The following is a 23216-nucleotide window of genomic DNA, read 5'->3' as shown; positions in this document are numbered from 1 at the left end:
TGGGATCAGTTGCCCTTCGGCCATGACCGTTCACGCCCTCGACACGATGCGTGCCCTCGCCTCCGAAGGAGAAGTGCGCACCTTTGCCGCCGGCGAGCGCATCTTCAGTGCCGGTGAATCTGGCGACTGCATGTTCGGTCTGCTGGAGGGCGTGGTTCAGCTGAGCTGGAACGGCGATGCCGCCCATGAGGAGATCCAGGCGGGCGATGTGTTTGGTGCCGGCGCCCTGGTCACCGGCGATCACCACCGCTACGGCAACGCCACGGCCCTGAACGACTGCCGCATCCTGGTGATGAACCGCGAGAAGTTCCTCTTCGCCGTGCAGGAAGCGCCCATGTTCGCCATTGAGCTGCTCGGCTCGATCGACGAGCGGCTGCGCCGCATCAAGGATTCGCTGCGCCACTGAACAGCAGCCGGCGGATCACCCGCTGGGCGATGTCGCCGTAGCCCATTTCCCCCGAGAGGATCTGGGCAATGCGCTGCGGAGCTGTGGGGCGTTTGATGCCCAGCTGATAGCCCACCCGGGGCACCCGGTAGAACACCTGGGCGATGCGGCGCCCCCAGGCCATTGAGCTGCCCCATTCCTTCCGCAGCGTGTCGCTGTAGGCGGCCAGGGCCTTGCTGTCGCCCGACAGCCAGCCATCAATCCCTGCCGCCGCGCGGGTGGCACTCAGCAACGCCGGCCGCAACCCTTCCGCCAGAAACGGATCGCAGAGGGAGGCGGCGTCGCCCACCACCGCCAGGCCATCGCCATGCAGCCGGTGGTGGCCATCCCACACCCGCAGCGGCCAATGGCGCCGCACGCCGCTGGCGGCATCAAAGCCGAGGCTGGGCAGCAGCTGGGCCAGGGCGGCCTCACCATCGGCCAGTTCCCGGCCCAGGAAGGTGCCCACCCCCACGCTCACGCCCCCCTCGCGGGGAAACGCCCAGCAGAAGCCGTGGCGCACCAGGCCGAATTCGAAGCGGGCGGTATCAGGCTCCAGCGCAGCACCGTCCAGCTCCACCGAGAGGGCAGCGGCATAGCGGGGGCGCGGAGAGCCCAGCCCCAGCGGAGCGGCGAGGCGCGAGCAAGCGCCATCGGCGATCACCACGGCCCTGGCCTGCAGGGCGCCGCCCCGCTCCAGCTGCACCTGCCAATGCTCGCCCTGCCGCACGATGGCGCTGACGGCCGTGGCAGCCAGCAGATCGGCGCCCGCCCCCACGGCCTGCTGGGCCAGGAAGGCATCGAGCACGGAGCGGCGCACAATCCAGAACGGTGACGCCCCGGGCAGCTCCGCCAGCACTGGATCCTCCAGGCACCAGGTGAAGCGCACCCGCGTGATCACCCGATCCACGGCAGGCGCAAGATCGAAGGGAAACCAGCGCTGCACCGAGGCCGCCATGCCGCCGCCGCAGGGCTTGGGGCGCGGCATCGACGCCGCCTCGAGCAACGTCACCCGCCAACCCCTGGCGGCCAGGTGGAACGCACAGGCCGCCCCGGCAGCACCACTGCCGACGACGATCACATCGGCGTCAAGGGGACTCACACCCGGAGGATGTCGGCTTCCTTCTCCGTCAGGTGCTTCTCAAGCTCCGCAATGAAGCGGTCGGTGAGCTTCTGCACGTTGTCCTGTTGATCGCGGCTCTGGTCCTCGGAAAGCTCCCCGTCCTTCTCCTGCTTCTTGAGCTTCTCGATCGCGTCGCGGCGGATGTTGCGCAGGGCCACCTTGCCTTCTTCGGCATAACGGGAGGCCAGCTTGCAGAAATCCTTGCGGCGCTCTTCTGTGAGCGGCGGGATGTTGATGCGGATCACCTTGCCGTCGTTGTTTGGGGTGAGGCCGAGATCACTCATGGAGATCGCCTTCTCGATCAATCCCATTGAACCGGAATCGAAGGGCTGGATCTGGATCGTCTGGGAGTCGGGGGTGGAGATGGTGGCGAGGGAACGCAGGGGGGTGTCTGCCCCGTAGTACTCAACAGTGAGCTTGTCGAGCAGGGAGGGGTTGGCCCGGCCGGTGCGGATCGTGTTGAAGGTGCGCTGGGTGGACTCCACCGACTTGCGCATGCTGGCTTCGAGTTCCATGACGGGGTGGGGCGAGGGGAAGGGCTCAGCGGGCCGGGGTGATGCGGGTGCCGATCGGTTCACCCGCCACGGCGCGCCCGATGTTGCCGGCACCGAAGAGGTCGAACACCACGATCGGGATGGCGTTGTCTTTGCACAGGGCGATGGCGGTGCTGTCCATCACGGCCAGTTCGCCGCTCAGCACATCCTGAAAGGTGAGGCTCTCGTAGCGAACCGCATCCGGATAGTGGGCGGGATCCTTGTCGTAAACCCCATCCACCTTGGTGGCCTTGAAGACCACATCGGCGTTGATCTCGGCCGCCCGCAGGGCAGCGGTGGTGTCGGTGGTGAAGAAGGGGTTGCCACAGCCGGCGCCGAACACCACCACCCGGCCTTTCTCCAGGTGACGGATCGCCCGGCGGCGGATGTAGGGCTCGGCCACTTCCTGCATGCCGATTGCTGTCTGCACGCGGGTGGGCACGCCGGCCCGCTCAAGGGCGTCCTGCAGGGTGATGGCGTTCATCACGGTGGCCAGCATGCCGACGTAGTCGGCGGTGGCACGGTCCATGCCCGCCGAGGAACCCTTCAGGCCCCTGAAAATATTGCCGCCCCCCACCACGATCGCCAGCTCGGTGCCAGAGGCGACAACCGCTGCCACATCCGTGGCAATTGACTGGACAATGGCGGGATCGATGCCATAGCCCAACTCCCCCATCAGCGCTTCCCCGCTGAGTTTGAGCAGGACGCGCTTGAATGCCATCGTTCTGAGCGCTCGGCCACTGCGGACGGCCGAACAGTAGCAAGCACGGCGGTCGTTAGAACTCGATGCCGGCCTGCGCTTTCACGCCCTGCTCCCGGAAGGGGTGGCGCACCAGGCGCATCTCCGTGACCAGATCCGCCCGTTCGACCAGTGCCGGTGGCGCCCCGCGCCCGGTGAGCGCCACGTGGGTGAGCGGCGGCCTCCGCTCCAGGCCATCCAGCACCTGCTCAACGGCGAGATAGCCCAGCTTGAGCGCCACGTTCACCTCATCGAGCACCACGAGTTTGCGGCCTGGGTCTTCGAGATAGGTGAGCGAGGTCTGCCAGGCCTGCTGCACCAGCTCGCGGTCACGCTCCCGGTCCTGGGTTTCCCAGGTGAATCCCTCCCCCAGGGCGTGCCAGTGCAGGGCTTCGCCAAACATTTCCAGGGCGCGGGCTTCGCCCGGCTGCCAGCCGCCCTTGATGAACTGCACCACGGCCACCTGCTCGCCGTGCCCCAGGGTGCGCAACACCAGTCCCAGCGCTGCGGTGGTTTTGCCCTTGCCGTCGCCGGTGAACACCAACACCAGGCCCTTCTCCAGGTTGCGTTCCCCCACCCGCTGGCGCTGCACCTCCTGACGCCGCTGCATGCGGCGGCGGTAGGCCTCTCCATCGGCCTCCGGCGCCAGTGCTCCTCCGGGACCCAGGCGAGCCGCCTCCTGATCCAGCGCGTTGGCATTGGGGACTGGGGCAGTAGGAGACGTGGGGGTGGCCGACAGATCGTTGCTGGCGGTGGTCATGGGGTCAGGCAAGGGGATTCAGGCACGATGGTTTCAGGCAAAGCGGTTTCAGGCCAACGGGTTTCGGCCGGGCAGCGAAGGGCTGCGCCAAGAAACAGAAGGCCCAGGCCGCATCCTGCCCGACTCAACCGGCACGTTGGCGGGAAAGGGCGGCGTCCACGGCCTGCTGCTGATCGCGCCGCGTGATCCAGTGGTGATAAGTGCGCGTGTGAATCGACACCGAGTGGCCCATCATCCGGGCGGCCACCGTGTCGGGCAGGCCGATGTGGATCGTGCGTACGGCCCAGGCATGGCGCAGGTCATAGGGGGTGATCGGCAGCTCGTAGCGACGGAACTGCTCCGCCACCCGCCGGCCCACCTGCTGCAGCGTGGTGGTGCGCAGATCGGTGCAGACCGGAGGCAGGGACCCCGCCTCCAGGGCGAGGCGCGGCAGCTCAAAGCGCTCCACCCAGTCGGGCTGAAACGGCCACACCTGGTGCTCACCCGTCTTGCTGGTGGGAAGCACCCGGATCACCCGGTCGCCGCCCGGCAGCAGGGCGCTGAGATCGGCGAAGAACACCTCGTGGTTGCGCAGGCCGTAGGTGGCCATCAGGCCATAGGCCAGGCGCCAGCCGGGGTTGGGGATCCGCTCCACCAGCTGCTCCACCTGGCCATCGCTCGGCAACTGGCGGAACTGGGCCCGGTGCAGGCCGTAGCCACCGGCCCGGGCACTCCAGTCGGCGGGCAGATCGATCGCCACCGTTTTGGCCAGGGCCGCCAGGGCAGTGCCGCACTGCTGCCGGCTACGGCTGGCGGCGGGGTAGCTCTCCAGCACCTGCAGCAGCAACGGCGCATCGAGGCGAGCAGCCACGGCGCGGGCTGACAGGCGCCGCACATAGGGCAGATAGGCCGCCGTCCAGGTGGTGCGGGTGCCGGCCGGGTTGCGACTCCGGCGGGGGTCCTCGAAGAACTGGCGCTCGAAACGCTCCAGCGCCGCATCGAGCGCGGTGGCAGCCGCACGGGTGACAGCGACGCCGCCGGCGGAGCGGGCGGCGGCGGAGCGCCCGGCCGCCGGCATTGGCGCCTGCGGCACGGACGGCCAGGCGAAGCGCTGCTGCTGGAGCTCCTGCTGCACGCGGCGCAGTTCACGGCGGGCCTGGCGCAGACCCTCGTCACTGGCAGGCAGCCCGAGGCTGAGCCGTTGCACACGGAAGCGGCCACTGCCGCGCCGGCAGGGCAACGGACCGCGCAGACCAAGGCGCAGGCCGCGGCGCTCCAGACGCAGGGCGACACCGGCTTCGGCCAGTTGGGCGTTGCCGCGCTGCAGTTCGGCGTCGAGGCCTGCCAGGCCCGTGGCACCGGCTGCTGCAGTGTTCGCCTCTTGTTCGACCACCTCCGTTGCCATTCCTGAGGCTGCAGCCGAGGGTATCGGCGCGACAGGCGCCACGCCAGCTGGCGGTGAGCAGCGACGGGGGGGCAGCGTTACGCTCGGCTGACCTGACGGAATGATCTGGCATGGCCAGGGTCGGCGTGTTGCTGCTGAACCTCGGCGGTCCCGAGCGGATCGAGGATGTCGGGCCTTTTCTTTACAACCTGTTTTCAGACCCGGAAATCATCCGGCTGCCGATTCCGGCGCTGCAGAAGCCGCTGGCCTGGCTGATCAGCACCCTGCGCAGCGGCAAATCCCAGGAGGCCTATCGCTCGATCGGCGGCGGGTCCCCCTTGCGGCGCATCACCGACCAGCAGGCACGGGAGCTGCAGAGCGAGCTGCGCCAGCGCCAGGTGCAGGCCACCACCTACGTGGCCATGCGCTACTGGCACCCGTTCACCGAATCCGCCGTCGCCGACATCAAGGCCGATGCGGTGGATGAGGTGGTGGTGTTGCCGCTCTACCCCCACTTCTCGATCAGCACCAGTGGCTCCAGCTTCCGCGAGTTGCAGCGGCTGCGTCAGGCCGATCCCGCCTTCAGCCGCCTGCCCATCCGCTGCATCCGCAGCTGGTACGACCACCCCGGCTATGTGCAGGCGATGGCGGAGCTCATCGCCCGAGAGGTGCAGGAATGTAACGACCCCACCACCGCCCGCATCTTCTTCAGTGCCCACGGCGTGCCCAAGAGCTACGTGGAAGAAGCCGGGGATCCCTATCAGCAGCACATCGAGGCCTGCACCGATCTGATCATGGCCGAACTGAGCCGTCAGCTCGGCCATGGCAACCCCTTCACCCTCGCGTATCAGAGCCGGGTGGGGCCGGTGGAATGGCTGCAGCCCTACACCGATGAAGCGCTGGTGGAGCTGGGTGAGCAAGGGGTCAAGGAGCTGGTGGTGGTGCCGATCAGCTTCGTGAGCGAACACATCGAAACGCTCGAGGAAATCGATATCGAATACCGGGAGATTGCCACCGAAGCCGGTATCACCACCTTCCGGCGCGTGCCGGCCCTCGACACCTACCCCACCTTCATCCGCGGCCTGGCCGATCTGGTGCAACTGGCCATGGCCGGGCCAGAGGTGAACCTTGACCAGGCGGCCAGCCTGCCCACCACCGTGAAGCTCTATCCCCAGGAGAAGTGGGTGTGGGGCTGGAACAACAGCTCGGAGGTGTGGAACGGACGGCTGGCCATGCTGGGCTTCTCCGCTTTTCTGCTGGAATTGTTGAGCGGCAAGGGCCCTCTGCATGCGATCGGGCTCCTCTAAACGCCGGTTGACGGCGCTGGGCCTGGCCCTGCTGCTCAGCCCGGCCACGGTCGCACCGGTTCAGGCGGCCAATCAGCTCTGGCGCCTGGGTGTGTTTCCGGTGGTGAATTTCGCCGGATATACGAGCCACTTCGGTTTTCGCGTCGGCCCCGGGGGCGGCCGGGAGCAGCATTCCGGCCTCGACATCGCCGCGCCGCTGGGGTCTCCGATCCGCAGCTGGTGGGGAGGCGTGGTGAGCGATGTGATCAACGATGGCCGCTGCGGCATTGGCCTGGTGATCCGCTCCGGCGACTACGACCACATCTATTGCCATCTCGGCGGGCGGGTGAGTGGCGGCCGCTATCTGAGCGGGCGGGTGCTGCTGGGGCCCGGCCAACGGGTCGCCCGCGGCCAGCTGATCGGCCACATCGGCATGACCGGGCGCACCACCGGGCCCCACCTGCATTGGGGAATCCGTTATCGGGGCGAATGGCTCGATCCGGTGAGAATTCTGCAGGCGATGGTGCGCAGCCGCCGCGTTGCCGCAGGTGGCAGCGGCCGCTGATGGGTCTGGGCTCCTGATTGGTACGGACTGCTGGTTGGAGCGGGCCGCCGGTGGGAATCGAAACAGTTCAGCTCACAGCCATGGAGCACCTCTTAATGTGAGGCGACCGTGATGCCCGCAGCGACTGCCGTGACCCTGACGACCGTCCCCACAGCGGTTGTATCCGCCTCCCCCCTGCGGCCGATGCCGGCCGTGCCGGGGAGGGTCACAGGCGCTCACGCCCTGATGGATGCGCTGCACCGCCATGGTGTGGAGCACATCTTCGGCTATCCAGGGGGTGCGATCCTCCCCATCTACGATGCGCTCCACCAGGCCGAAAGCCACGGCTGGCTGAAGCACATCCTGGTGCGTCACGAGCAAGGGGGCACCCACGCCGCCGATGCCTATGCCCGTGCCACGGGCCGGGTGGGCGTGTGCTTCGGCACCTCCGGGCCAGGCGCCACCAATCTGGTCACCGGCATCGCCACCGCCCAGATGGATTCGGTGCCGATGGTGGTGATCACCGGCCAGGTGGGCCGCGCTTCGATCGGCACCGATGCCTTCCAGGAAACCGACATCTTCGGCATCACCCTGCCGATCGTGAAGCATTCCTGGGTGGTGCGCGATCCCGCCGACATCGGACGGATCGTGGCGGAAGCCTTTTTGATCGCCGCCACCGGCCGGCCGGGGCCGGTGCTGATTGATGTGCCCAAGGATGTGGGCCTCGAAGAATTCGATTACGTGCCGGTGGAGCCCGGCCGCTCGGTTCCTGCCGGCTACGCCCTGCCGGTGGCCCCCGATCCGGTGCGCATCCAGCAGGCTCTGGAGCTGATCCGCAAGGCGCGCCGTCCGCTGCTTTACGTGGGTGGTGGTGCGGTCAGCGCCGGTGCCCACGGGGCCTTACGCCAGTTGGCTGAGCGCTTCGCCCTGCCCGTCACCACCACATTGATGGGCAAGGGTGCTTTCGATGAGCACAATCCACTGGCCGTGGGCATGCTTGGGATGCACGGCACCGCCTACGCCAATTTCGCCGTCACCGAATGCGATCTGCTGATCGCCGCCGGTGCCCGCTTCGACGACCGGGTCACCGGCCGGCTGGACAGCTTCGCCCCCCGGGCCCAGGTGATCCACATCGACATCGATGCGGCCGAGGTGGGCAAGAACCGGGTACCCGAAGTGCCGATCGTGGCAGACGTGGGCCTGGCGCTCGATGCCCTGCTGACCAGCTCCAGCAGCGAGCCGCCCACCAACCGCACCGAAGCCTGGCTGGAGCGCATCCGCAGCTGGAAGCGCCACTATCCGCTTGTGATTCCTGAACCGGTGGGTGAAATCGCCCCTCAGGAAGTGATGGTGGCCCTGCAGCAGCTCACTCCCGAGGCGTTCGTCACCACCGATGTGGGCCAGCACCAGATGTGGGCGGCCCAGTTCATGAACACCCCACCGCGCCATTGGATCAGCAGCAGCGGCCTCGGCACCATGGGCTACGGCCTGCCGGCCGCCATGGGGGTGCAGGTGGCCTTCCCCGAGGACCAGGTGGTGTGCGTCGCCGGCGACGCCAGCATCCTGATGAACATCCAGGAACTCGGCACCCTCTCCCAATACGCGCTGCCGGTGAAGGTGGTGATCATCAACAACGGCTGGCAGGGCATGGTGCGCCAATGGCAGGAAAGCTTCTACGGCGAGCGCTATTCCGCCTCCGAGATGACCGGCGGCATGCCGAACTTCTCAGCCCTTGCTGAAGCGTTCGGGGTGCGCGGCATCGACATCACCGACCGCAACCGCCTGCATCAGGATCTGCAGGAGGCCTTGTCGCATCCCGGCCCGGTCGTGGTGAATGTGCGGGTGCGGCGCAACGAGAACTGCTATCCGATGGTTCCTCCAGGCGCCAGCAATGCCCAGATGGTGGGTCTGCCCAGCCATCCAGAGCTCGCGATCGACACCACCCGCGACTGCGGCTCCTGCGGTGCCACCACCGAGAGCGCCCATCTGTTCTGCCCCAGCTGCGGGGCGAAACTCTGACCTCCCCTGCCGTTTTGCGGGGTCTCCTGCCCTGCCTGCTGGCGATGATGCTGATGTTCACGCTTGCCCCTGCCCCAGCCGAAGCCGCAGAAGTGCTGCAGGTGCGTGGCGCCACTTTGTTGCAGGTGGGCGATCAAAACCGCAGCTACCCGGTGCGATTGGGATGCGTGCAGGTCGACCCTGACGATGGTGCAGCCGCCACCGCCTGGCTGCGGGATGCCTTGCCGCGGCGCACGCGCGTGAATCTGCGCCCGCTGGGCCTCGCCGACGGCACCCTGCTGGCTCGGGTCACCGTGCTGTCAAGCGGCGTCGACCTGGGCACGGGGCTGCAACAGGCCGGTCTGGCCAGCCCACTGGAGGCGACGGAGGCACCGCAGGGCTGCCCGGCCCCGGCTGCCTTGGCGGGCTGATGAGCATCAACCGCACAGCCAAGGGGATCGTGCTGGTGCCCAGCCTACTGTTGGGCGGTGCCTTTCTTGCCGCGGGTACCTGGATGGAGGGTGCCGCCGCCGCCAACCGCCCCCTGGCCTTCACCCTGGGCGGCGTACTCGTCGCAGCGGGCCTGTTCACCCAGCTGCTGCCCGAGAGCCAGAACGAAGGCTCAACGCTGGACGAACCAGAGCAGGACACCGAGGCGGGGCCTGGCGGTGGCGCAGGGATGGACGGCGGCAGCGCAGGCACACCTGGTGGCAGCGCAGGCAAGCTTGTCGGCACCGCCGCCAAGGGTGGCGGTGGAGACCAACCCTCCTAGTGTTCGCCGGCTGAATGGAAGCCCGCATGTCCCCCGGGAAATCCGCGTCCGGCTCCGGTGCTGAACCACCCCCTCGCCGCAACCTCTTCTGGATGGCTACCGGCGTGGTGGCTGCCCTGTTCGGGCTGCAGAGCCTCGCCGCCAGCGCGCCGGTCCGCAGCGATGTGTTGATGCTGCTGACACCCGAGGGGCTACTGGCGGGGGTGGGAGACGGCTTCCGCCGCGGCTACGAACTTGCCATGGCGGACGCACGCGCCTGCGGGGTGGAGCCGCCCACCCTGCAGCTGGGCTGGGTGCCGCCGGAGCAGGACCCCCGCGCGGCGCTCACGGCCAGGCCCCTGCCCGGCTTGCTGATCGCCCCACCGGCGGTGTCGCTGGTGTCGTATGGCTTGCTGGCACAGGAGCTGGGCCTCACCGTGCTGCTGCCGCTGCAGCGGGGCAGCTCCCTGAGTGGCCTGCCCAGCCTCACCGGCGCCGACCGGCTCTGGCCGGTGCTGCCGGCCCGCAGCCTGGAGGCTGATCGCCTCGCCAAAGGCCTGATCGAAGACAGACGCTCCCGCGTGCTGGTGATCCATGACGGCAGCAGCGAGCAGATTGCCCTGGCCGACCGCTTCGTGGCTTCGCTGAGTGGCGACGGCGGCCGGGTGGTGGGTTACCAGGAGGGAAGCCAGGAGATCGCCGATCCCGATGCCCGCACCATCACCCGCCTGGTGGACGACGTGGACTTTTTCCGCCCTCAGGCCCTGGTGGTGCTGACAACGCCGAGCAGCCCGCTGGCCATGGCGGTGCGGGAGGCGCGCTGGCCGGCCGACCTCACCCTCGTATGGCCGTTTCCGGCCAGGGAGCCGCTGGCCAACGCCCAATTGGGGGTGGATCCGCTCAGTCGCGGGCCCGGCTGGAGCCGCTTTGCCGAAACCTTCCAGCGCCACTACAACTACGCCCCCAGCCTGGTGGAAGCCACCGGGTACGACACCGGCCAGCTGGCCGCCGTGGCCGCCCGGCGCCCGGGTGACACCAAACCCTGGGACATGGCCTGGCTTGACCCCAAGGCACAACCCCGGGAGCTCTGCGCTGCGCTCAAAACCCGTCGCCAGGGGGGCCGCACCGCCCTCAAAGGCGCCGCCAGCCAGCTGGATTTAGGTGAGGGCAGCCCACCGAGCGCGCAACTGCAACTGACTCCCCTGCCTGCAGCTGGAAACGACCCCCGTTCCTAGGCTCAAGACATCGGCAGAGGTCGTGATGGCTCAGGCACCAGCAATGGGCAGCCCCGATCTCCTGGTTGTGCCGCTCCAATCCGTCGGCCTCGACGCCATCGCCCAGGTGGGGGGGAAAAACGCCTCCCTCGGGGAGATGATCCGCCAACTGGCGCCCCGGGGGGTGGCGGTGCCCAGCGGCTTTGCCACCACGGCTGGGGCCTACCGCCTGCTGCTCGCCCACAACGGGCTGGAGGCCCAGCTTGCCGCCCTGTTTGATGGCCTCGATGCCAGCGATCTGACGGCCCTGCAGGCAAGTGGTGCCGCCGCGCGCCAACTGCTGTTGAACGCCACCCTGCCGCCGCCGCTGGAGGAAGCCATCCGGCGTTATTACCAGGAACTGTGCGAGGAAAGCACCGGCAGCGAAGTGGCAGTGGCGGTCCGCTCGAGTGCCACGGCTGAAGATCTGCCGGAGGCCAGCTTCGCCGGACAGCAGGAAAGCTTTCTCAACGTGCAAGGCGCCGACGCCCTGCTGGCCGCCTGCCGCCGTTGCTATGCCTCATTGTTCACGGATCGGGCCATCTCCTACCGGCAGATCAACGGCTTCGCCCACGACGCGGTGGCGCTGTCGATCGGCGTGCAGACGATGGTGCGCTCCGATCTTGCCGCTTCGGGCGTGATGTTCACGATCGACACCGAAAGTGGCTTCCGTGAAGCCGTTCTGCTCACGGCTGCCTATGGCCTGGGCGAAAACGTGGTGCAGGGGGCAGTGAACCCCGATGAATACCTCATCTTCAAGCCGACCCTGCTGCAGGGGCATGCACCGATCGTGAGCAGGCGGCTGGGCAGCAAGAAGCTGCGCATGGTGTACGCCGAGACGGCCACCTGCAACGTGCCAGTGCCGGCGGAAGAGCGTGAACGCTTCGCGATCGACGACGCCGATGTGCTCACCCTGGCCCGCTGGGCCTGCGTGATCGAGGCGCACTACAGCGCCCTGCACGGTGTTCCCACCGCCATGGACATCGAGTGGGCCAAAGATGGCCTCAGCGGCAAGTTGTTCATCGTGCAGGCCCGGCCGGAAACGGTGCAGTCGCGCCGTTCGAGCAGCCTGCTGCGCCGCTGGCAGCTGGATCCCCACCAGGCTGAAGTGATCGTGGAGGGCCGGGCCATCGGTGCCTCGGTGAGCAGCGGTGTGGCCCGCGTGCTGGCCAGCGCCGCTGCCATCAACCGCTTCGAGGCGGGGGATCTGCTGGTGACGGAGCGCACTGACCCCGACTGGGAACCGATCCTGCGCAAAGCCAGCGGTGTGATCACCAACCAGGGCGGCCGCACCTGCCACGCGGCGATCATTGCCCGCGAGATGGGGATCACTGCGATCGTGGGTTGTGGCACGGCCACCAGCCGCATCGCCGATGGCGATGTGATCACCGCCAGTTGTTGCGAAGGGGATGCCGGGCGGGTGTATCGCGGCGCCTTGGCGTTTCATGTGGAGGAGCAGGAGCTCTCCGAATTGCCACCGACCCGCACCCGCATCCTGGTGAACGTGGGCAATCCGGAGCAGGCTTTCCAGCAGGCGGCCCTGCCTGTGGACGGGGTGGGATTGGCCCGGTTGGAGTTCATCATCGCCAACCACATTCAGGTGCATCCGATGGCACTGCTGAAGCCGGAGCTGGTGGCCGATGCCGGCGAACGCGAGGCAATCGCGCAGCGCACCAAGGGGTATGCCCATCCCGCCGATTACTACGTCGACCTGCTCACCCAGGGCATGGCGCGCATCGCCGCCGCCTTTTATCCACGGCCGGTGATCCTGCGCTTTTCAGATTTCAAGAGCAACGAATACGCCCGCCTGCTGGGGGGCAGCGGCTTCGAGCCCCACGAGGAGAACCCGATGCTGGGCTGGCGGGGCGCCTCCCGCTACACCGCCGAAGCCTTCCGCGAGGCGTTCGGCCTGGAATGCCAGGCCCTCAAGGTGGTGCGGGAGGCCATGGGGCTCACGAACGTGATTCCGATGGTGCCGTTCTGCCGCACGCCGGAGGAAGGCGAGCGGGTGCTCGCCGAGATGGCCCGCCATGGCCTGGTGCGGGGCCGCCACGGCCTGCAGGTGTACGTGATGTGCGAGCTGCCCAGCAATGTGATCGGCGCCGAAGCCTTCGCCGAGCGTTTCGATGGCTTTTCGATCGGCTCCAACGACCTCACCCAGCTCACCCTGGGGCTGGACAGGGATTCAGCGCTGGTGGCGGATCTGTTCGATGAGCGGCACGCCGTCGTCAAGGAGATGATCCGCCTGGCGATTCGCACAGCCCACCGCTGCGGCAGCCGGATCGGCATCTGCGGCCAGGCCCCCAGCGACTACCCCGACTTCGCCCGCTTCCTGGTGGAGGAGGGCATCGATTCGATCAGCCTCAACCCCGATGCGGTGATTGCCACACGCCTGAAGGTGGCGGCGATCGAACAGGAGCTTGACCAGGCCCCCTGAACATGGGCGGGGGAAGGCCCTGTGAAGACGCTGACCGGGTGAAGGGAAGGAGCTCCAGCCAGGTTCAGAACAGCTCAACAGCCTCGCGTTCCAGCGTGCCTGGCGGGCCGTCGCCCGCCCAGGATGTGGAGCCTGATTCCGCTGGCGCAAGCGGGGAACCAGCGCCATGGCGGGCAACGGCTTCGCGCAGCACGGCCACCCGGCGGGACGATTCGCCGCAGCTGCGGGGCGTGGGGAAGATCTTGCCGGGATTGGCCCGGCCCAGCGGGTCGAAGGCGCGGCGCACCAACTGCATGGTGTCGAGGTCGTCGTGGGAGAACATCCAATCGAGGTAGCAGCGCTTGTCGGCGCCCACGCCGTGCTCCCCGGTGATGCTGCCACCGGCCTCGATGCAGAGCCGCAGGATCTCGGCGCCCAGGGCCTGCACTTTCTCCTGCACGCCGGGCTCGCCTGCCGTGTAGAGGATCAGGGGGTGCAGGTTGCCATCGCCGGCGTGGAACACATTGGCCACGGGCAGGCCGTAGTGGCGGCTCAACTGCTCGATCGCCGCCAGCACGGAGGGCAGGGCACTGCGCGGCACAACCCCGTCCTGCACGTAGTAGGTGGGGGTGATGCGCCCCACCGCCGCGAACGCCGACTTGCGGCCCTTCCACAGCTGGGCCCGATCGGCCTCCTGCTCCGCCTGACGGATCGAGCGGGCCCCGGCCTGACGGCACAGGTCGCTGGCCAGGGCCACCGCCGCCGCCACCTCCCGCTCCTGGCCGTCGAGCTCGATCAGCAGCACCGCCGCCGCATCGCGGGGATACTCATCGACTCCGAACAGGTCGTCGACGGCGTTGATCGTGAAGTTATCCATGATTTCCATCCCCGCCGGCAGCACCCCGGCGGCCGTGACCAGGCGCACCGCTTCACCGGCCGCCTCCATCGTGGCGAAATCGGCCAGCAGCACCTGCACGTTGGGGGTCTGGGGCAGCAGGCGCAGGGTGATCGCCGTGGCGATGCCCAGGGTGCCTTCGCTGCCGATGAACACGCCGCGCAGATCCAGACCAGGCAGCTCGGCCAGCGCTCCCCCGAGGCGGGTGAGCGTGCCGTCGGGGAGCACCACCTCCAGCTCCAGCACGTGGTTGCTGGTGACGCCGTACTTGAGGCAATGGACGCCCCCGGCATTCTCGGCCACGTTGCCGCCGATGCTGCACACCACCTGGCTGGACGGGTCAGGGGCGTAATAGAAGCCGTCGCCAGCCACCGCGCGCGTGACCCAGCTGTTGATCACACCGGGCTGCACAGTGATGCGCTGGTTGTCGAGATCGATCGCCAGCACCGACCGCATGCGGCTGGTGACCACCAGCAGGGACTCCTGCTCCGCCACGGCACCGCCGGAGAGGCCCGTGCCGCTGCCGCGGGCCACAAACGGAACCCCCAGGGCATGGCAGCAGCGCAGAATCGCCACCACCTGCTCGGTGGTTTCCGGCAACACCACCAGCGGCGGCTCATGGCGGTGCAAGGTGAGGCCGTCGCTGTCGTAGGTGAGCAGCTCCTGGCGCCGGGCCACCACGGCACGCGCCGGAAGCAGGCGGCGCAGCTGGCGTTCGATGGTGGACCAGGGCAGGCTCACGGGGGTTTCGGCCTGGATGTCGGCCTGACGAGGAGAGACTGGGCGAGAAACACGGCCAGCAGGAAAGCAGGCTCGGAGCAGGCAGCAGGAAGGAGGCAGCTGGAAGGAGCCAGTAGCGGGATGCACCAGCTGCTGGATGCACCGCGGGCAAACAAGACCTTACCGAGCGGAGACGACAGCAACCGCACCGACACATCTTGAGTCAGGATGGAGACCGGCCGAGCGGCATTGCGCTGTCGCGCCGTTCTCAACCGTCTGCGGATCGCGCCTTGACCTCGGCCCCTGTGTCAGTTCCTGCCCTGAACACCAGCCGTTCCCAGGAACTCTTCGCCGCTGCCCAGAAGCTCATGCCCGGGGGCGTGAGTTCTCCGGTGCGGGCCTTCCGTTCCGTCGGCGGCCAACCGATCGTGTTCGATCGTGTTCAAGGGGCCTACGCCTGGGACGTGGACGGCAACCGCTACATCGATTACATCGGCTCCTGGGGCCCGGCGATCTGCGGCCATGCCCACCCGAAGGTGATCGGCGCTCTGCGCAACGCCCTCGGCAAAGGCACCAGCTTCGGCGCCCCCTGCGCCCTGGAGAACCAGCTGGCCCAGATGGTGATCGATGCCGTCCCTTCGGTGGAGATGGTGCGCTTCGTGAACTCCGGCACCGAAGCCTGCATGTCGGTGCTGCGGCTGATGCGGGCCTTCACCGGGCGCGAAAAGCTGATCAAGTTCGAGGGCTGCTACCACGGCCACGCCGACATGTTCCTGGTCAAGGCGGGCTCGGGCGTGGCCACGCTCGGCCTGCCCGATTCCCCCGGTGTTCCACGCAGCACCACCGCCAGCACGCTCACCGCCCCTTACAACGATCTGGAAGCGGTCAAGCGGCTGTTCGCTGAAAACCCCGGTGAAATCGCCGGCGTGATTTTGGAGCCGGTGGTGGGCAATGCCGGCTTCCTGCCTCCCGAGCCGGGTTTCCTTGAGGGTCTGCGGGAGATCACCACCGAGAACGGTGCCCTGCTCACCTTCGATGAAGTGATGACGGGCTTCCGCATCAGCTATGGCGGCGCCCAGGCCCGCTTCGGCGTCACTCCCGATCTCACCACGATGGGCAAAGTGATCGGCGGTGGCCTGCCGGTGGGCGCCTACGGCGGTCGCGCAGACATCATGGCCATGGTGGCTCCGTCTGGGCCGATGTATCAAGCAGGCACATTGAGCGGCAACCCGCTGGCGATGACCGCCGGCATCCATACCCTCGAGCTGCTGCGCCAACCCGGTACCTACGAAAAACTGGAAGCCAGCACCTCACGCCTGATCGCCGGCATCCTGGCGGCCGGAAAGGATGCGGGCCTGCCGATCTGCGGCGGCAGCATCAGCGCCATGTTCGGCTTCTTCCTCTGCAAAGGGCCGGTGCGTAACTTCGAAGAGGCCAAAACCGCTGACACCGAGCGCTTCGGCAAGCTGCACCGGGCCATGCTGGAGCGTGGTGTCTACCTGGCGCCGAGCGCCTTTGAAGCTGGCTTCATGTCGCTGGCCCACAGCGACGAGGACATCGACGCCACGCTCGAAGCCTTCCGGGCCGCCTTCGCTGCCATCTCCTGACACTTCCATCACCTGACGCCGGCCCTGCCAGCGCCTGAACCCTGAATAGGCTTCAGGCCGTCGTGCCGTTGCCCATGCCACGCGAGCGCTTCTTTCTGGAGTTGGAGCCGCCGGCAGAAGCCCTGCGCGGCCGTCCCCATGTGGTGATCGTGGGAGGCGGGTTTGCGGGCCTGGCAGCCTGCAAGGCCCTTGCTGGTGCCGATCTGCGCGTGACGCTGATCGACAAGCGCAACTACAACCTGTTCCAACCGCTGCTGTATCAGGTGTCCACCGGATTGGTGGCCCCCGGGGACGTGACCGTGCCGCTGCGGTTGCTGGTGGGAGGGCAACGCAACGTGCAGGTGTTGATGGGGGAGGTGAGGGAAATCGATGCCGAGGCCAGGGAGCTGGTGTTCAACGAGCGCCGCTACAGCTACGACCACCTGATCCTGGCGGCGGGCTCCGGCAGCTCCTACTTCGGCCACGACGAATGGCAGGCGATCGCCCCGCCGATGAAACAGCTGGAAGACGCCCTCGAGATCCGCGAGCGCTTGCTGCTGGCGATGGAGGAGGCGGAGCAGACGCCCGAGGCGGAGAAGCGGCGCTTGCTGCAATCGGTGGTGGTGGTGGGGGGCGGACCCACCGGCTGTGAGCTGGCGGGGTCGGTGTCGGAGCTGCTGCGCCACGCCCTGGCCCGGGATTTCCGCCAACTTGATCCGGGCGACACCCGCATTGTGCTGGTGGATCCCGGCGATCGCCTGCTGCGGGGCATGCACCCCGATCTGGGCGCCGGCGCCCAGCGCTTCCTGGAATCGATCGGCGTGGAGGTGCTGCTGGGGGGCCGGGTGAAGGCGATCGAGCCGGGCCGGGTCACGATCAGCACCGCCGCTGGCGAGCAGGTGCGGGAGGCGGCCACCGTGTGCTGGACGGCCGGAGTGAAGGCGTCCCCGCTCGGGGCCCGGCTGGCCGAGGCCACCGGCGTGCCACTCGACCGGGGCGGGCGGGTGCCGGTGGAGGCGGATTTCTGCGTGCCCGGCCATCCCGAGATCCGGGTGGTGGGCGACCTCTGCGCCTATGCCCCCAGCCCGGGCGCCCGCCCGCTGCCGGGGTTGGCGAGCGTGGCGGTACAGATGGGCCGCTGGGTGGCCCGTGACCTGCGGGCCGGGCTGGAAGGCCGCCCGCAGGCACCCTTCCGCTTCGTGGATTTCGGCTCGATGGCGATGCTGGGCCGCCTGCACGCCGAAGCCGACCTGCGTGGCTGGCGCGTGGACGGCCCTCTGGGCTGGTGGATCTGGGGCGTGGCCCACCTGGGCTTCATGCCCGCCAACGAGAACCGGGTGAGCCTGCTGATCAAATGGCTCTGGGCGATCGCCGCCCGGCAGCGCGGCTCTCTGCTGATCATGGGAGAACCGCGCTTTGAGGAGACAGCGCCGCTGAGCCCTGCCCCTACAGACCCGGACTGCTCTGCATGATGCCGCCATCGGCAAAGATCGTGGTGGCGGTGATGTAGCTGGCGTCGTCGCTGGCGAGGAAGGCCACCACGCTGGCCACCTCTTCCGGCCGGGCCATGCGGCCCAGCGGGATGGCGGCATCCAGTTTGGCCATCAGTTCCGGATCTTTCATCGTGGCGTCGTTGATCGGGGTGGCCACGGCGCCCGGGCCCACGTTCACCACGGTGATGCCATGGGGCGCCAGCTCAAGTGCAGCGGTGCGGGTGAGCATGCGCATGCCGCCCTTGGCGAGGCAGTAGGGCGTGTTGTTGGGCATGGGCCAGTCTTCGTGAACCGAGGAGATGTTGATGATGCGGCCGCCACCGCCCTGGGCGATCATCTGCTTGGCGGCAAACTGAGTGGCGAAGAAAACGCCGCGCAGGTTCACATCCAGCACCTTGTCGTAGTCGTCGGGGGTAGTGGTGAGAATGGAGGTGCGGGTTTCGATGCCAGCGTTGTTCACTATCACATCGATGCGTCCATATTTCGCCACTGCCGCATCCACCAGACGCTGAAGGTCGTCCAGCTTCGATACATCGGCCTGCACACCGAAGCTGCTGCCACCGAAAGCACCGATCTCCCTCTCGATCTCTTCGGTGGCCTCAGGGTGGGAGCGGTAGTCGATCACCACCTTGGCGCCGCGGTGGGCGAGGGCTTCCACAATCGCCTTGCCGATGCCGCTGTTGCCGCCGGTCACGATCGCCACCTTGCCGTCAAGCAACTTGGCCAGGGTGCGGACGGCGTCTGGATTGGTGGTGCTGGTCACGGAATCCATGGGTGACAGGGTCGGCTTTGAGGGTAAGCATGGGCCCACCGAGCAGGGTTGAGCGCAGTGGCGAATGTGATTCCATCCACACCCCGGCAGGACGCCAGCGGTTCGATGCGTTCGCTGCTGCTGGGCGCCGCCTTGCTCGTGCTGGCCTTCCTGGCGAACACCGCCCAGAGCGCCTTCGGCAAAGCGCTCGGCAGTGGCATGGGGCCGGTGCAGTTCACCTGGCTCACCTTCGTGATCGCCCTGGCGCTGATCCTCCCCTGGGTGCTGTGGCGCGGGGGGCGTGATCTGCGCACCTCCGTGCCGCTGCTGCACCTGCTGCGCAGTTGCACCGGGCTGACGGGTTTCTTCCTGTTCATCACCGCCGCGCGGCTGGTGAATCTTGTCAACGCCAATGTGCTGCTGAACACCACCCCGCTGTTCATTCCACTGCTGGGCCTGCTCGTGCTCGGCCAGCAGGTGCCCAGGGCCCTGTGGGGCTGCCTTGGCATCGGCTTTGCCGGCATGGTGATCGTGGTGCAGCCCAACGCCTCCCTGCTCACCCGCCCCGGCGATCTGCTGGGCCTGGCCGCCGGCCTGCTCTGCGCCGTGGAATTCCTGGCCGTGAAACGGCTCGACCGCACCGAGGCGCCACTCACCCAGATGATCTATTTCCTGCTGATCGGCAGCGCCGGCTCCACCGTGGCGATCCTCGGCCCACTGCGGCCCGAGGGCCCGAGCAGTGCACTGCTGGGCGGGCTGGACACCAGCCAATGGCTCACGGTGCTGGCCTCGGGTGTCTGCCTGGCCTGCTTTCAGTTCCTGCTGATCAAGGCATACACCTATGCCGAACCCGGCGCAATCGGTGCTTTTCAGTATTCATCGGTGGTGTTCGCCGGCCTGATTGGCTGGATCTGGTTCGCCGAGAAGCCCACCCTGGCGGTATGGGTCGGCACCGCCCTGATCACCCTGGGCGGCGTGCTCAGCATCGTGCTGCAGCGCCCGGGGGGCACCGAAACCGCTGCTCCTTCCGGAGCAGCCGGCATGGCAACTGCAGCAGACACCAGCAGCACCCCCAGCGCATGACGACCGCCACGGCCAGCTCCGGCCCCCACATCGAAGCGGTGGCAATCACCTGCGCCAATGCCGAGCGCAGCGCCGCGTTTTACTGCCAACGGCTTGGCTTCCAGCGCCTCGGCGAGCAGCGGCTGGAGGGGGGGCCAGAGGCCGCCCTGTTCGGGCTGCCGGATGGGCAGCTGCAGCGGGTGCAGCTGCAAATGGGCGAGGAGCGGCTGGATCTGATTGAAGTGCTCGATCCCGGCCCCGGGCAGCGCCCAGGCCGCCCGCTACCGCCGGATTCCCGCAGCTGTGATCTCTGGTTTCAGCACCTCTGTCTGGTCACGGCGGATCTGGCGGCCAGCCAGGCGCGGCTGCAGCCCCTTCTGGCCGCTGGCACGATCACGGCGGTATCGGCGGCGCCGCAACGACTGCCCGATTGGAACACCGCCGCCGCCGGCATCTGGGCCTTCAAGTTCCGTGATCCCGATGGCCACACCCTGGAGCTGCTGCAATTTCCCGCCGGCAAGGGGGATCCCCGCTGGCACTGCCAGCGGCCGGCCGGCGCCTCTGAGCTGCTCGGCATCGATCACACCGCCATCGCCATCGCCGATAGCGCCCGCAGCCGCGCCTTCTACAGCCAGGTGCTTGGCCTGACGGCTCTGCCCAGCGGCGAGAACAGCGGATTGGAGCAAGACCGACTCGATGGGCTGAGCGAGGTGCGGGTGCAGATCACGCCCCTGCGCTGCGCGGCAGGCATGGGAATCGAAACACTCGGCTACCTACCCCCCAACCAGGGGCGGCCGCAGCCGGCGGATCAGGCTCCGCAGGATCTGGCCCACTGGCAGATCCACCTGGTGGCCAGCGGACTTGAACACATCGCCGAGAGCGCGGAGGCGTGCGGGGGGCAGCTGCTGCCGCCCGGCCTGCTGGAGCTGGCGGCGGGGGCAGGGACATCGGGGCGCAGACGGGCGCTGCGGTTGGCCGATCCCGATGGCCACCAGCTGCTGGTGGTGGAAGCCGCCGGCGTCAGCGCTCCCTGAAGCCCGCCAGCGGCTCGGGCCACCTTGGTTACCGTGAGGAACCGTCGCGCATGAGCTGCCGTGGCCGTGGACATCGTGGAGATTCTGGTGCCGATCGGCCCCTCTCCCCTCAGCGAAGCGGTGCTGACAGTGCTGCGGGTGTTCACCGGCATCGCCTTCATCCGCCACGGCTGGCCGAAGCTGCGCAACCTCACCACCTGGGCGGCCGCCCTGAAAACACCGCGCTGGCTGTGTTTTCTTTCGGCCTTCTCGATGTGGGGTGGCGGCATCGCCCTGATCCCCGGTCTGCTCACGCCCCTCGCCGCCCTGGCGATTCTGGTGTCGATGGGCTACGCCATGGTGCTGGAGGTGCTGGCGGGCACCCCCTTCATTGCCCCTGATCCCTATCAGATTCCGCCGGGAGATTATGCGGGCCCCATGGGCGTTGGGGAACCGCCCAGCTGGGAAAAAGCCGCCATGTATGTGGTGATGTGCCTGGTGCTGATCGGCGCTGGTGGTGGAGCTCTTTCCCTCGACGGACTACTGATCCGCGATTTCCTGATGCTCAGTTTCGATTGAAACAGACTTGATCAGATAAGATTCGACTCTCAATATTGAGATTGCATGATTGAGACTGCATGATCATAAGTTCACGATTGGACTTGAAAGATTTGACTTAAAGGATTTGACTTGAAAGATTGGACCTGAAAGATTTGACCTGAAAGAATGGGCCTGAAAGATTGAATGTGAAGTGTTCAGCTTGCGAGATTCAATTTGCGAGAATCAGCTGACGAGATTCAACTGACGAGATTTGGCCCAGCGCCCATCTCCCCGGCCTGATCATCCCTGCAGCCGTGCGATCAGGTGGTCGCCCACCCGCAGGGCGTTGGCGATGGCGGTGAGCGAGGGATTCACCGCGCCGATGCTGGGGAAGAAGCTGGTGTCCACCACGTAGAGGTTGTCGAGCTCGTGGGCTTTGCAATCAAGATCCAGTACCGATGTGGTGGGATCGGTGCCGAAGCGGCAGGTGCCGGCCTGGTGGCCCACGGCGGCAATCGCCATGGTGGATTTCACATAGATCTGCCGCTCCACCAGGTGATTCTTCAGATAGAGCGAATCCAGCAGGCCCCGCAGATTGTGCTCCAGCCTGGCGCTGGCGGTTTGATTGTTGGGGGTGTAGGAGAGGGTGATCGCCCCCTCCTTGTTCACAGTGATGCGGTTCTCGGGGTCGGGAAGATCCTCGCTGCTCAGCCAGAAATCCAGCGCATGTTCCGCGATCCGGTCCATGCTCCAGCCCGGCATCAGGAAGGTTTCCAGCGGGGCATAGCCCTTCATGATCGTGCCGCTGGTCTTGCCGGTCATCTGGATGTTGCCCATCGGGTAGGGGAACGCCTCAGAGCCCAGATACCAGTCATTGATCGACACCGTCTTCTGAAACACAGTGGTGTTGGGTTCATGGGCCAGGGCCACCAGGGCCTTGCTGTTGTGGAACATGTAGTTGCGCCCCACCTGCCCGGAGCCATTGGCCAGGCCGGCCGGGTGTCGGTCGTTGGCAGACATCAGCAGCAGCCGGGCGCTGTTGGCGGCGCCGCAACTCACCACCACCACATCGGCGGAGAAGCGCATCGGCTCGCCATCGCGCAGGAGCTCCACCGCCGTGACCCGCCCACCACTGGCGTCGGTGAGCAGCCGCTGCACATGGGCGCGGGTGAGCAGCGACACATTCGCATCGGCCAATGCCGGCCGGATGCCCACCACGTCCGCATCGCCCTTGGCGTGCACCAGGCAGGGAAAGCCATCACAGCGGTTGCACTTGCGGCAGCGGCTGAAGGGCAGGTTGGCCTCATCAAGCATCACACCGCTGGGGGCATGAAAGGGGCGCAGGCCGGCGGCGAGCAGGTCGTCGACCAGCTTCTGCATGCGCGGCTCATGGGCGATCGGCGGGTGGGGATAGGGGGCGCTGCGGCGGGGTTCGGTGGGATCTTCCCCCTGCTGGGCATGCACGTGGAACAGTTCTTCGGCGCGCTGGTAATAGGGCTCGAAGACGTCGTAAGGGAGGGGCCAGGCCGGTGAGAGGCCGTCGTGGTGAATCAGCTCGCCGAAATCAGCCTCGCGCAGGCGGAAGTGGGCGGCCCCATACATCTTGGTGGCGCCTCCCACCATGTAGTGGCTGCCGGGCTGAAAGGCCTTGCCGTGCTTGTCATGCCAGGTGTCTGCAGACACATAGCGGCCCTGCTGAAACACCGCTTCGGCGCTCCAGTTCTGCGGCTCCTGGGGGAGCCAGTCGCCGCGTTCCAGCACCAGCACCTTGAGGCCGCTGCCGGCCAGGTGCCGCGCCAGGGTGCCGCCACCGGCCCCACTGCCGATGATCAGCACATCCACGTGGCTACCATCCGGTGGATTCAACTGCCCAACGCCAGGCAGCGGAGAAAGGGTGATCGACGGGTCAATGATCCGGGCCGTTGGGGTGGCAGACATGGCGGAGTGAGTGGCGACGGAAAAGGAA

At 67.4% G+C, this 23216-nt stretch carries 21 protein-coding genes; 13 read left to right on the top strand and 8 right to left on the bottom strand.

Annotation, left to right across the window (positions count from 1 at the left end; translation table 11 throughout):
• Positions 1–22 precede the first annotated feature (22 nt).
• A complete protein-coding gene (locus KBY97_RS02200) occupies positions 23–406 on the top strand; it encodes a Crp/Fnr family transcriptional regulator (protein WP_255145045.1) in 384 nt (127 codons plus the stop codon).
• Here the strand turns inward: KBY97_RS02200 and KBY97_RS02195 are convergent.
• From KBY97_RS02195 to KBY97_RS02175, 5 genes are all read right to left on the bottom strand, one after another.
• Positions 384–1526, bottom strand: coding sequence for an NAD(P)/FAD-dependent oxidoreductase (locus KBY97_RS02195; RefSeq protein ID WP_255145044.1), 1143 nt, complete (start codon positions 1524–1526; stop codon positions 384–386). The two genes, KBY97_RS02200 and KBY97_RS02195, sit on opposite strands and share 23 nt — an antisense overlap.
• Positions 1523–2062, bottom strand: coding sequence for a ribosome recycling factor (gene frr / locus KBY97_RS02190; RefSeq protein WP_255145042.1), 540 nt, complete (start codon positions 2060–2062; stop codon positions 1523–1525). The genes KBY97_RS02195 and frr overlap by 4 nt, the downstream gene beginning before the upstream one ends.
• A gap of 25 nt (positions 2063–2087) precedes the next feature.
• Positions 2088–2801 (bottom strand): UMP kinase, encoded by a 714-nt coding sequence (gene pyrH / locus KBY97_RS02185; RefSeq protein ID WP_255145041.1) that lies wholly within the window; start codon positions 2799–2801, stop codon positions 2088–2090.
• A 55-nt stretch (positions 2802–2856) separates the two neighbouring features.
• Positions 2857–3579, bottom strand: coding sequence for a cob(I)yrinic acid a,c-diamide adenosyltransferase (cobO, locus tag KBY97_RS02180; protein WP_255145039.1), 723 nt, complete (start codon positions 3577–3579; stop codon positions 2857–2859).
• A 124-nt stretch (positions 3580–3703) separates the two neighbouring features.
• Positions 3704–4963 (bottom strand): site-specific integrase, encoded by a 1260-nt coding sequence (locus KBY97_RS02175; RefSeq protein WP_255145038.1) that lies wholly within the window; start codon positions 4961–4963, stop codon positions 3704–3706.
• A 110-nt stretch (positions 4964–5073) separates the two neighbouring features.
• On the opposite strand from KBY97_RS02175, the gene hemH reads away from it, so the two are divergent.
• The 7 genes from hemH (at position 5074) to ppsA (ending at position 13211) form a co-directional block, all read left to right on the top strand.
• Positions 5074–6249, top strand: a complete 1176-nt coding sequence (gene hemH, locus KBY97_RS02170) for a ferrochelatase (protein ID WP_255145037.1) — start codon at positions 5074–5076, stop codon at positions 6247–6249.
• Positions 6230–6793, top strand: coding sequence for a M23 family metallopeptidase (locus KBY97_RS02165; RefSeq protein WP_255145036.1), 564 nt, complete (start codon positions 6230–6232; stop codon positions 6791–6793). Before hemH ends, KBY97_RS02165 begins: the two co-directional genes overlap by 20 nt.
• A 129-nt stretch (positions 6794–6922) precedes the next feature.
• Complete coding sequence (gene ilvB / locus KBY97_RS02160; protein WP_399217123.1) at positions 6923–8791, top strand: biosynthetic-type acetolactate synthase large subunit; 1869 nt, start codon at positions 6923–6925, stop codon at positions 8789–8791.
• A 14-nt stretch (positions 8792–8805) separates the two neighbouring features.
• A complete protein-coding gene (locus KBY97_RS02155) occupies positions 8806–9201 on the top strand; it encodes a hypothetical protein (RefSeq protein ID WP_315857130.1) in 396 nt (131 codons plus the stop codon).
• Positions 9201–9542, top strand: coding sequence for a GIVxVP protein (locus KBY97_RS14710; protein WP_315857129.1), 342 nt, complete (start codon positions 9201–9203; stop codon positions 9540–9542). The genes KBY97_RS02155 and KBY97_RS14710 overlap by 1 nt, the downstream gene beginning before the upstream one ends.
• Before the next feature lie 26 nt (positions 9543–9568).
• Positions 9569–10756: an ABC transporter substrate-binding protein gene (locus tag KBY97_RS02145; RefSeq protein WP_255145035.1), complete on the top strand. Its 1188-nt coding sequence runs from the start codon at positions 9569–9571 to the stop codon at positions 10754–10756.
• Positions 10757–10799: 43 nt separating this feature from the next.
• Complete coding sequence (ppsA, locus tag KBY97_RS02140) at positions 10800–13211, top strand: phosphoenolpyruvate synthase (protein ID WP_255145250.1); 2412 nt, start codon at positions 10800–10802, stop codon at positions 13209–13211.
• A 64-nt stretch (positions 13212–13275) separates the two neighbouring features.
• On the opposite strand, the gene KBY97_RS02135 is transcribed toward ppsA, so the two are convergent.
• Positions 13276–14826 carry an FAD-linked oxidase C-terminal domain-containing protein gene (locus tag KBY97_RS02135; RefSeq protein WP_255145034.1) on the bottom strand — a complete coding sequence of 517 codons (1551 nt, stop codon included), beginning with the start codon at positions 14824–14826 and terminating at the stop codon, positions 13276–13278.
• Positions 14827–15110: 284 nt separating this feature from the next.
• Between KBY97_RS02135 and hemL the strand changes: the two genes are divergently transcribed.
• Both hemL and KBY97_RS02125 read left to right on the top strand, forming a co-directional pair.
• Positions 15111–16412, top strand: coding sequence for a glutamate-1-semialdehyde 2,1-aminomutase (hemL, locus tag KBY97_RS02130; RefSeq protein WP_255145249.1), 1302 nt, complete (start codon positions 15111–15113; stop codon positions 16410–16412).
• Between the two features lie 74 nt (positions 16413–16486).
• Positions 16487–17863, top strand: coding sequence for an NAD(P)/FAD-dependent oxidoreductase (locus tag KBY97_RS02125; RefSeq protein WP_255145033.1), 1377 nt, complete (start codon positions 16487–16489; stop codon positions 17861–17863).
• On the opposite strand, the gene KBY97_RS02120 is transcribed toward KBY97_RS02125, so the two are convergent.
• Positions 17838–18647: an SDR family oxidoreductase gene (locus tag KBY97_RS02120; RefSeq protein WP_255145032.1), complete on the bottom strand. Its 810-nt coding sequence runs from the start codon at positions 18645–18647 to the stop codon at positions 17838–17840. The two genes, KBY97_RS02125 and KBY97_RS02120, sit on opposite strands and share 26 nt — an antisense overlap.
• Before the next feature lie 75 nt (positions 18648–18722).
• Here KBY97_RS02120 and KBY97_RS02115 point away from each other — a divergent pair, with 75 nt between their 5' ends.
• The 3 genes from KBY97_RS02115 to KBY97_RS02105 are packed head-to-tail and all read left to right on the top strand — an operon-like array spanning position 18723 to position 21289.
• Positions 18723–19718: a DMT family transporter gene (locus tag KBY97_RS02115; protein WP_255145031.1), complete on the top strand. Its 996-nt coding sequence runs from the start codon at positions 18723–18725 to the stop codon at positions 19716–19718.
• Positions 19715–20731, top strand: a complete 1017-nt coding sequence (locus KBY97_RS02110; protein ID WP_255145029.1) for a VOC family protein — start codon at positions 19715–19717, stop codon at positions 20729–20731. Before KBY97_RS02115 ends, KBY97_RS02110 begins: the two co-directional genes overlap by 4 nt.
• A 60-nt stretch (positions 20732–20791) precedes the next feature.
• Positions 20792–21289 (top strand): DoxX family protein, encoded by a 498-nt coding sequence (locus KBY97_RS02105; RefSeq protein WP_255145028.1) that lies wholly within the window; start codon positions 20792–20794, stop codon positions 21287–21289.
• 261 nt (positions 21290–21550) lie between these two features.
• Here the strand turns inward: KBY97_RS02105 and KBY97_RS02100 are convergent, their stop codons facing one another.
• Entirely contained in the window at positions 21551–23188 is a 1638-nt protein-coding gene (locus tag KBY97_RS02100) for a GMC family oxidoreductase (RefSeq protein WP_255145026.1), read from the bottom strand.
• Between the last annotated feature and the right edge of the window lie 28 nt (positions 23189–23216).

This window comes from Synechococcus sp. ATX 2A4, assembly GCF_024346375.1.
Classification (GTDB): Bacteria; Cyanobacteriota; Cyanobacteriia; order PCC-6307; family Cyanobiaceae; genus MW101C3.
Note: the sequence above shows the minus strand (reverse complement) of the source record. Positions and strands in the feature narration are given on the sequence as shown.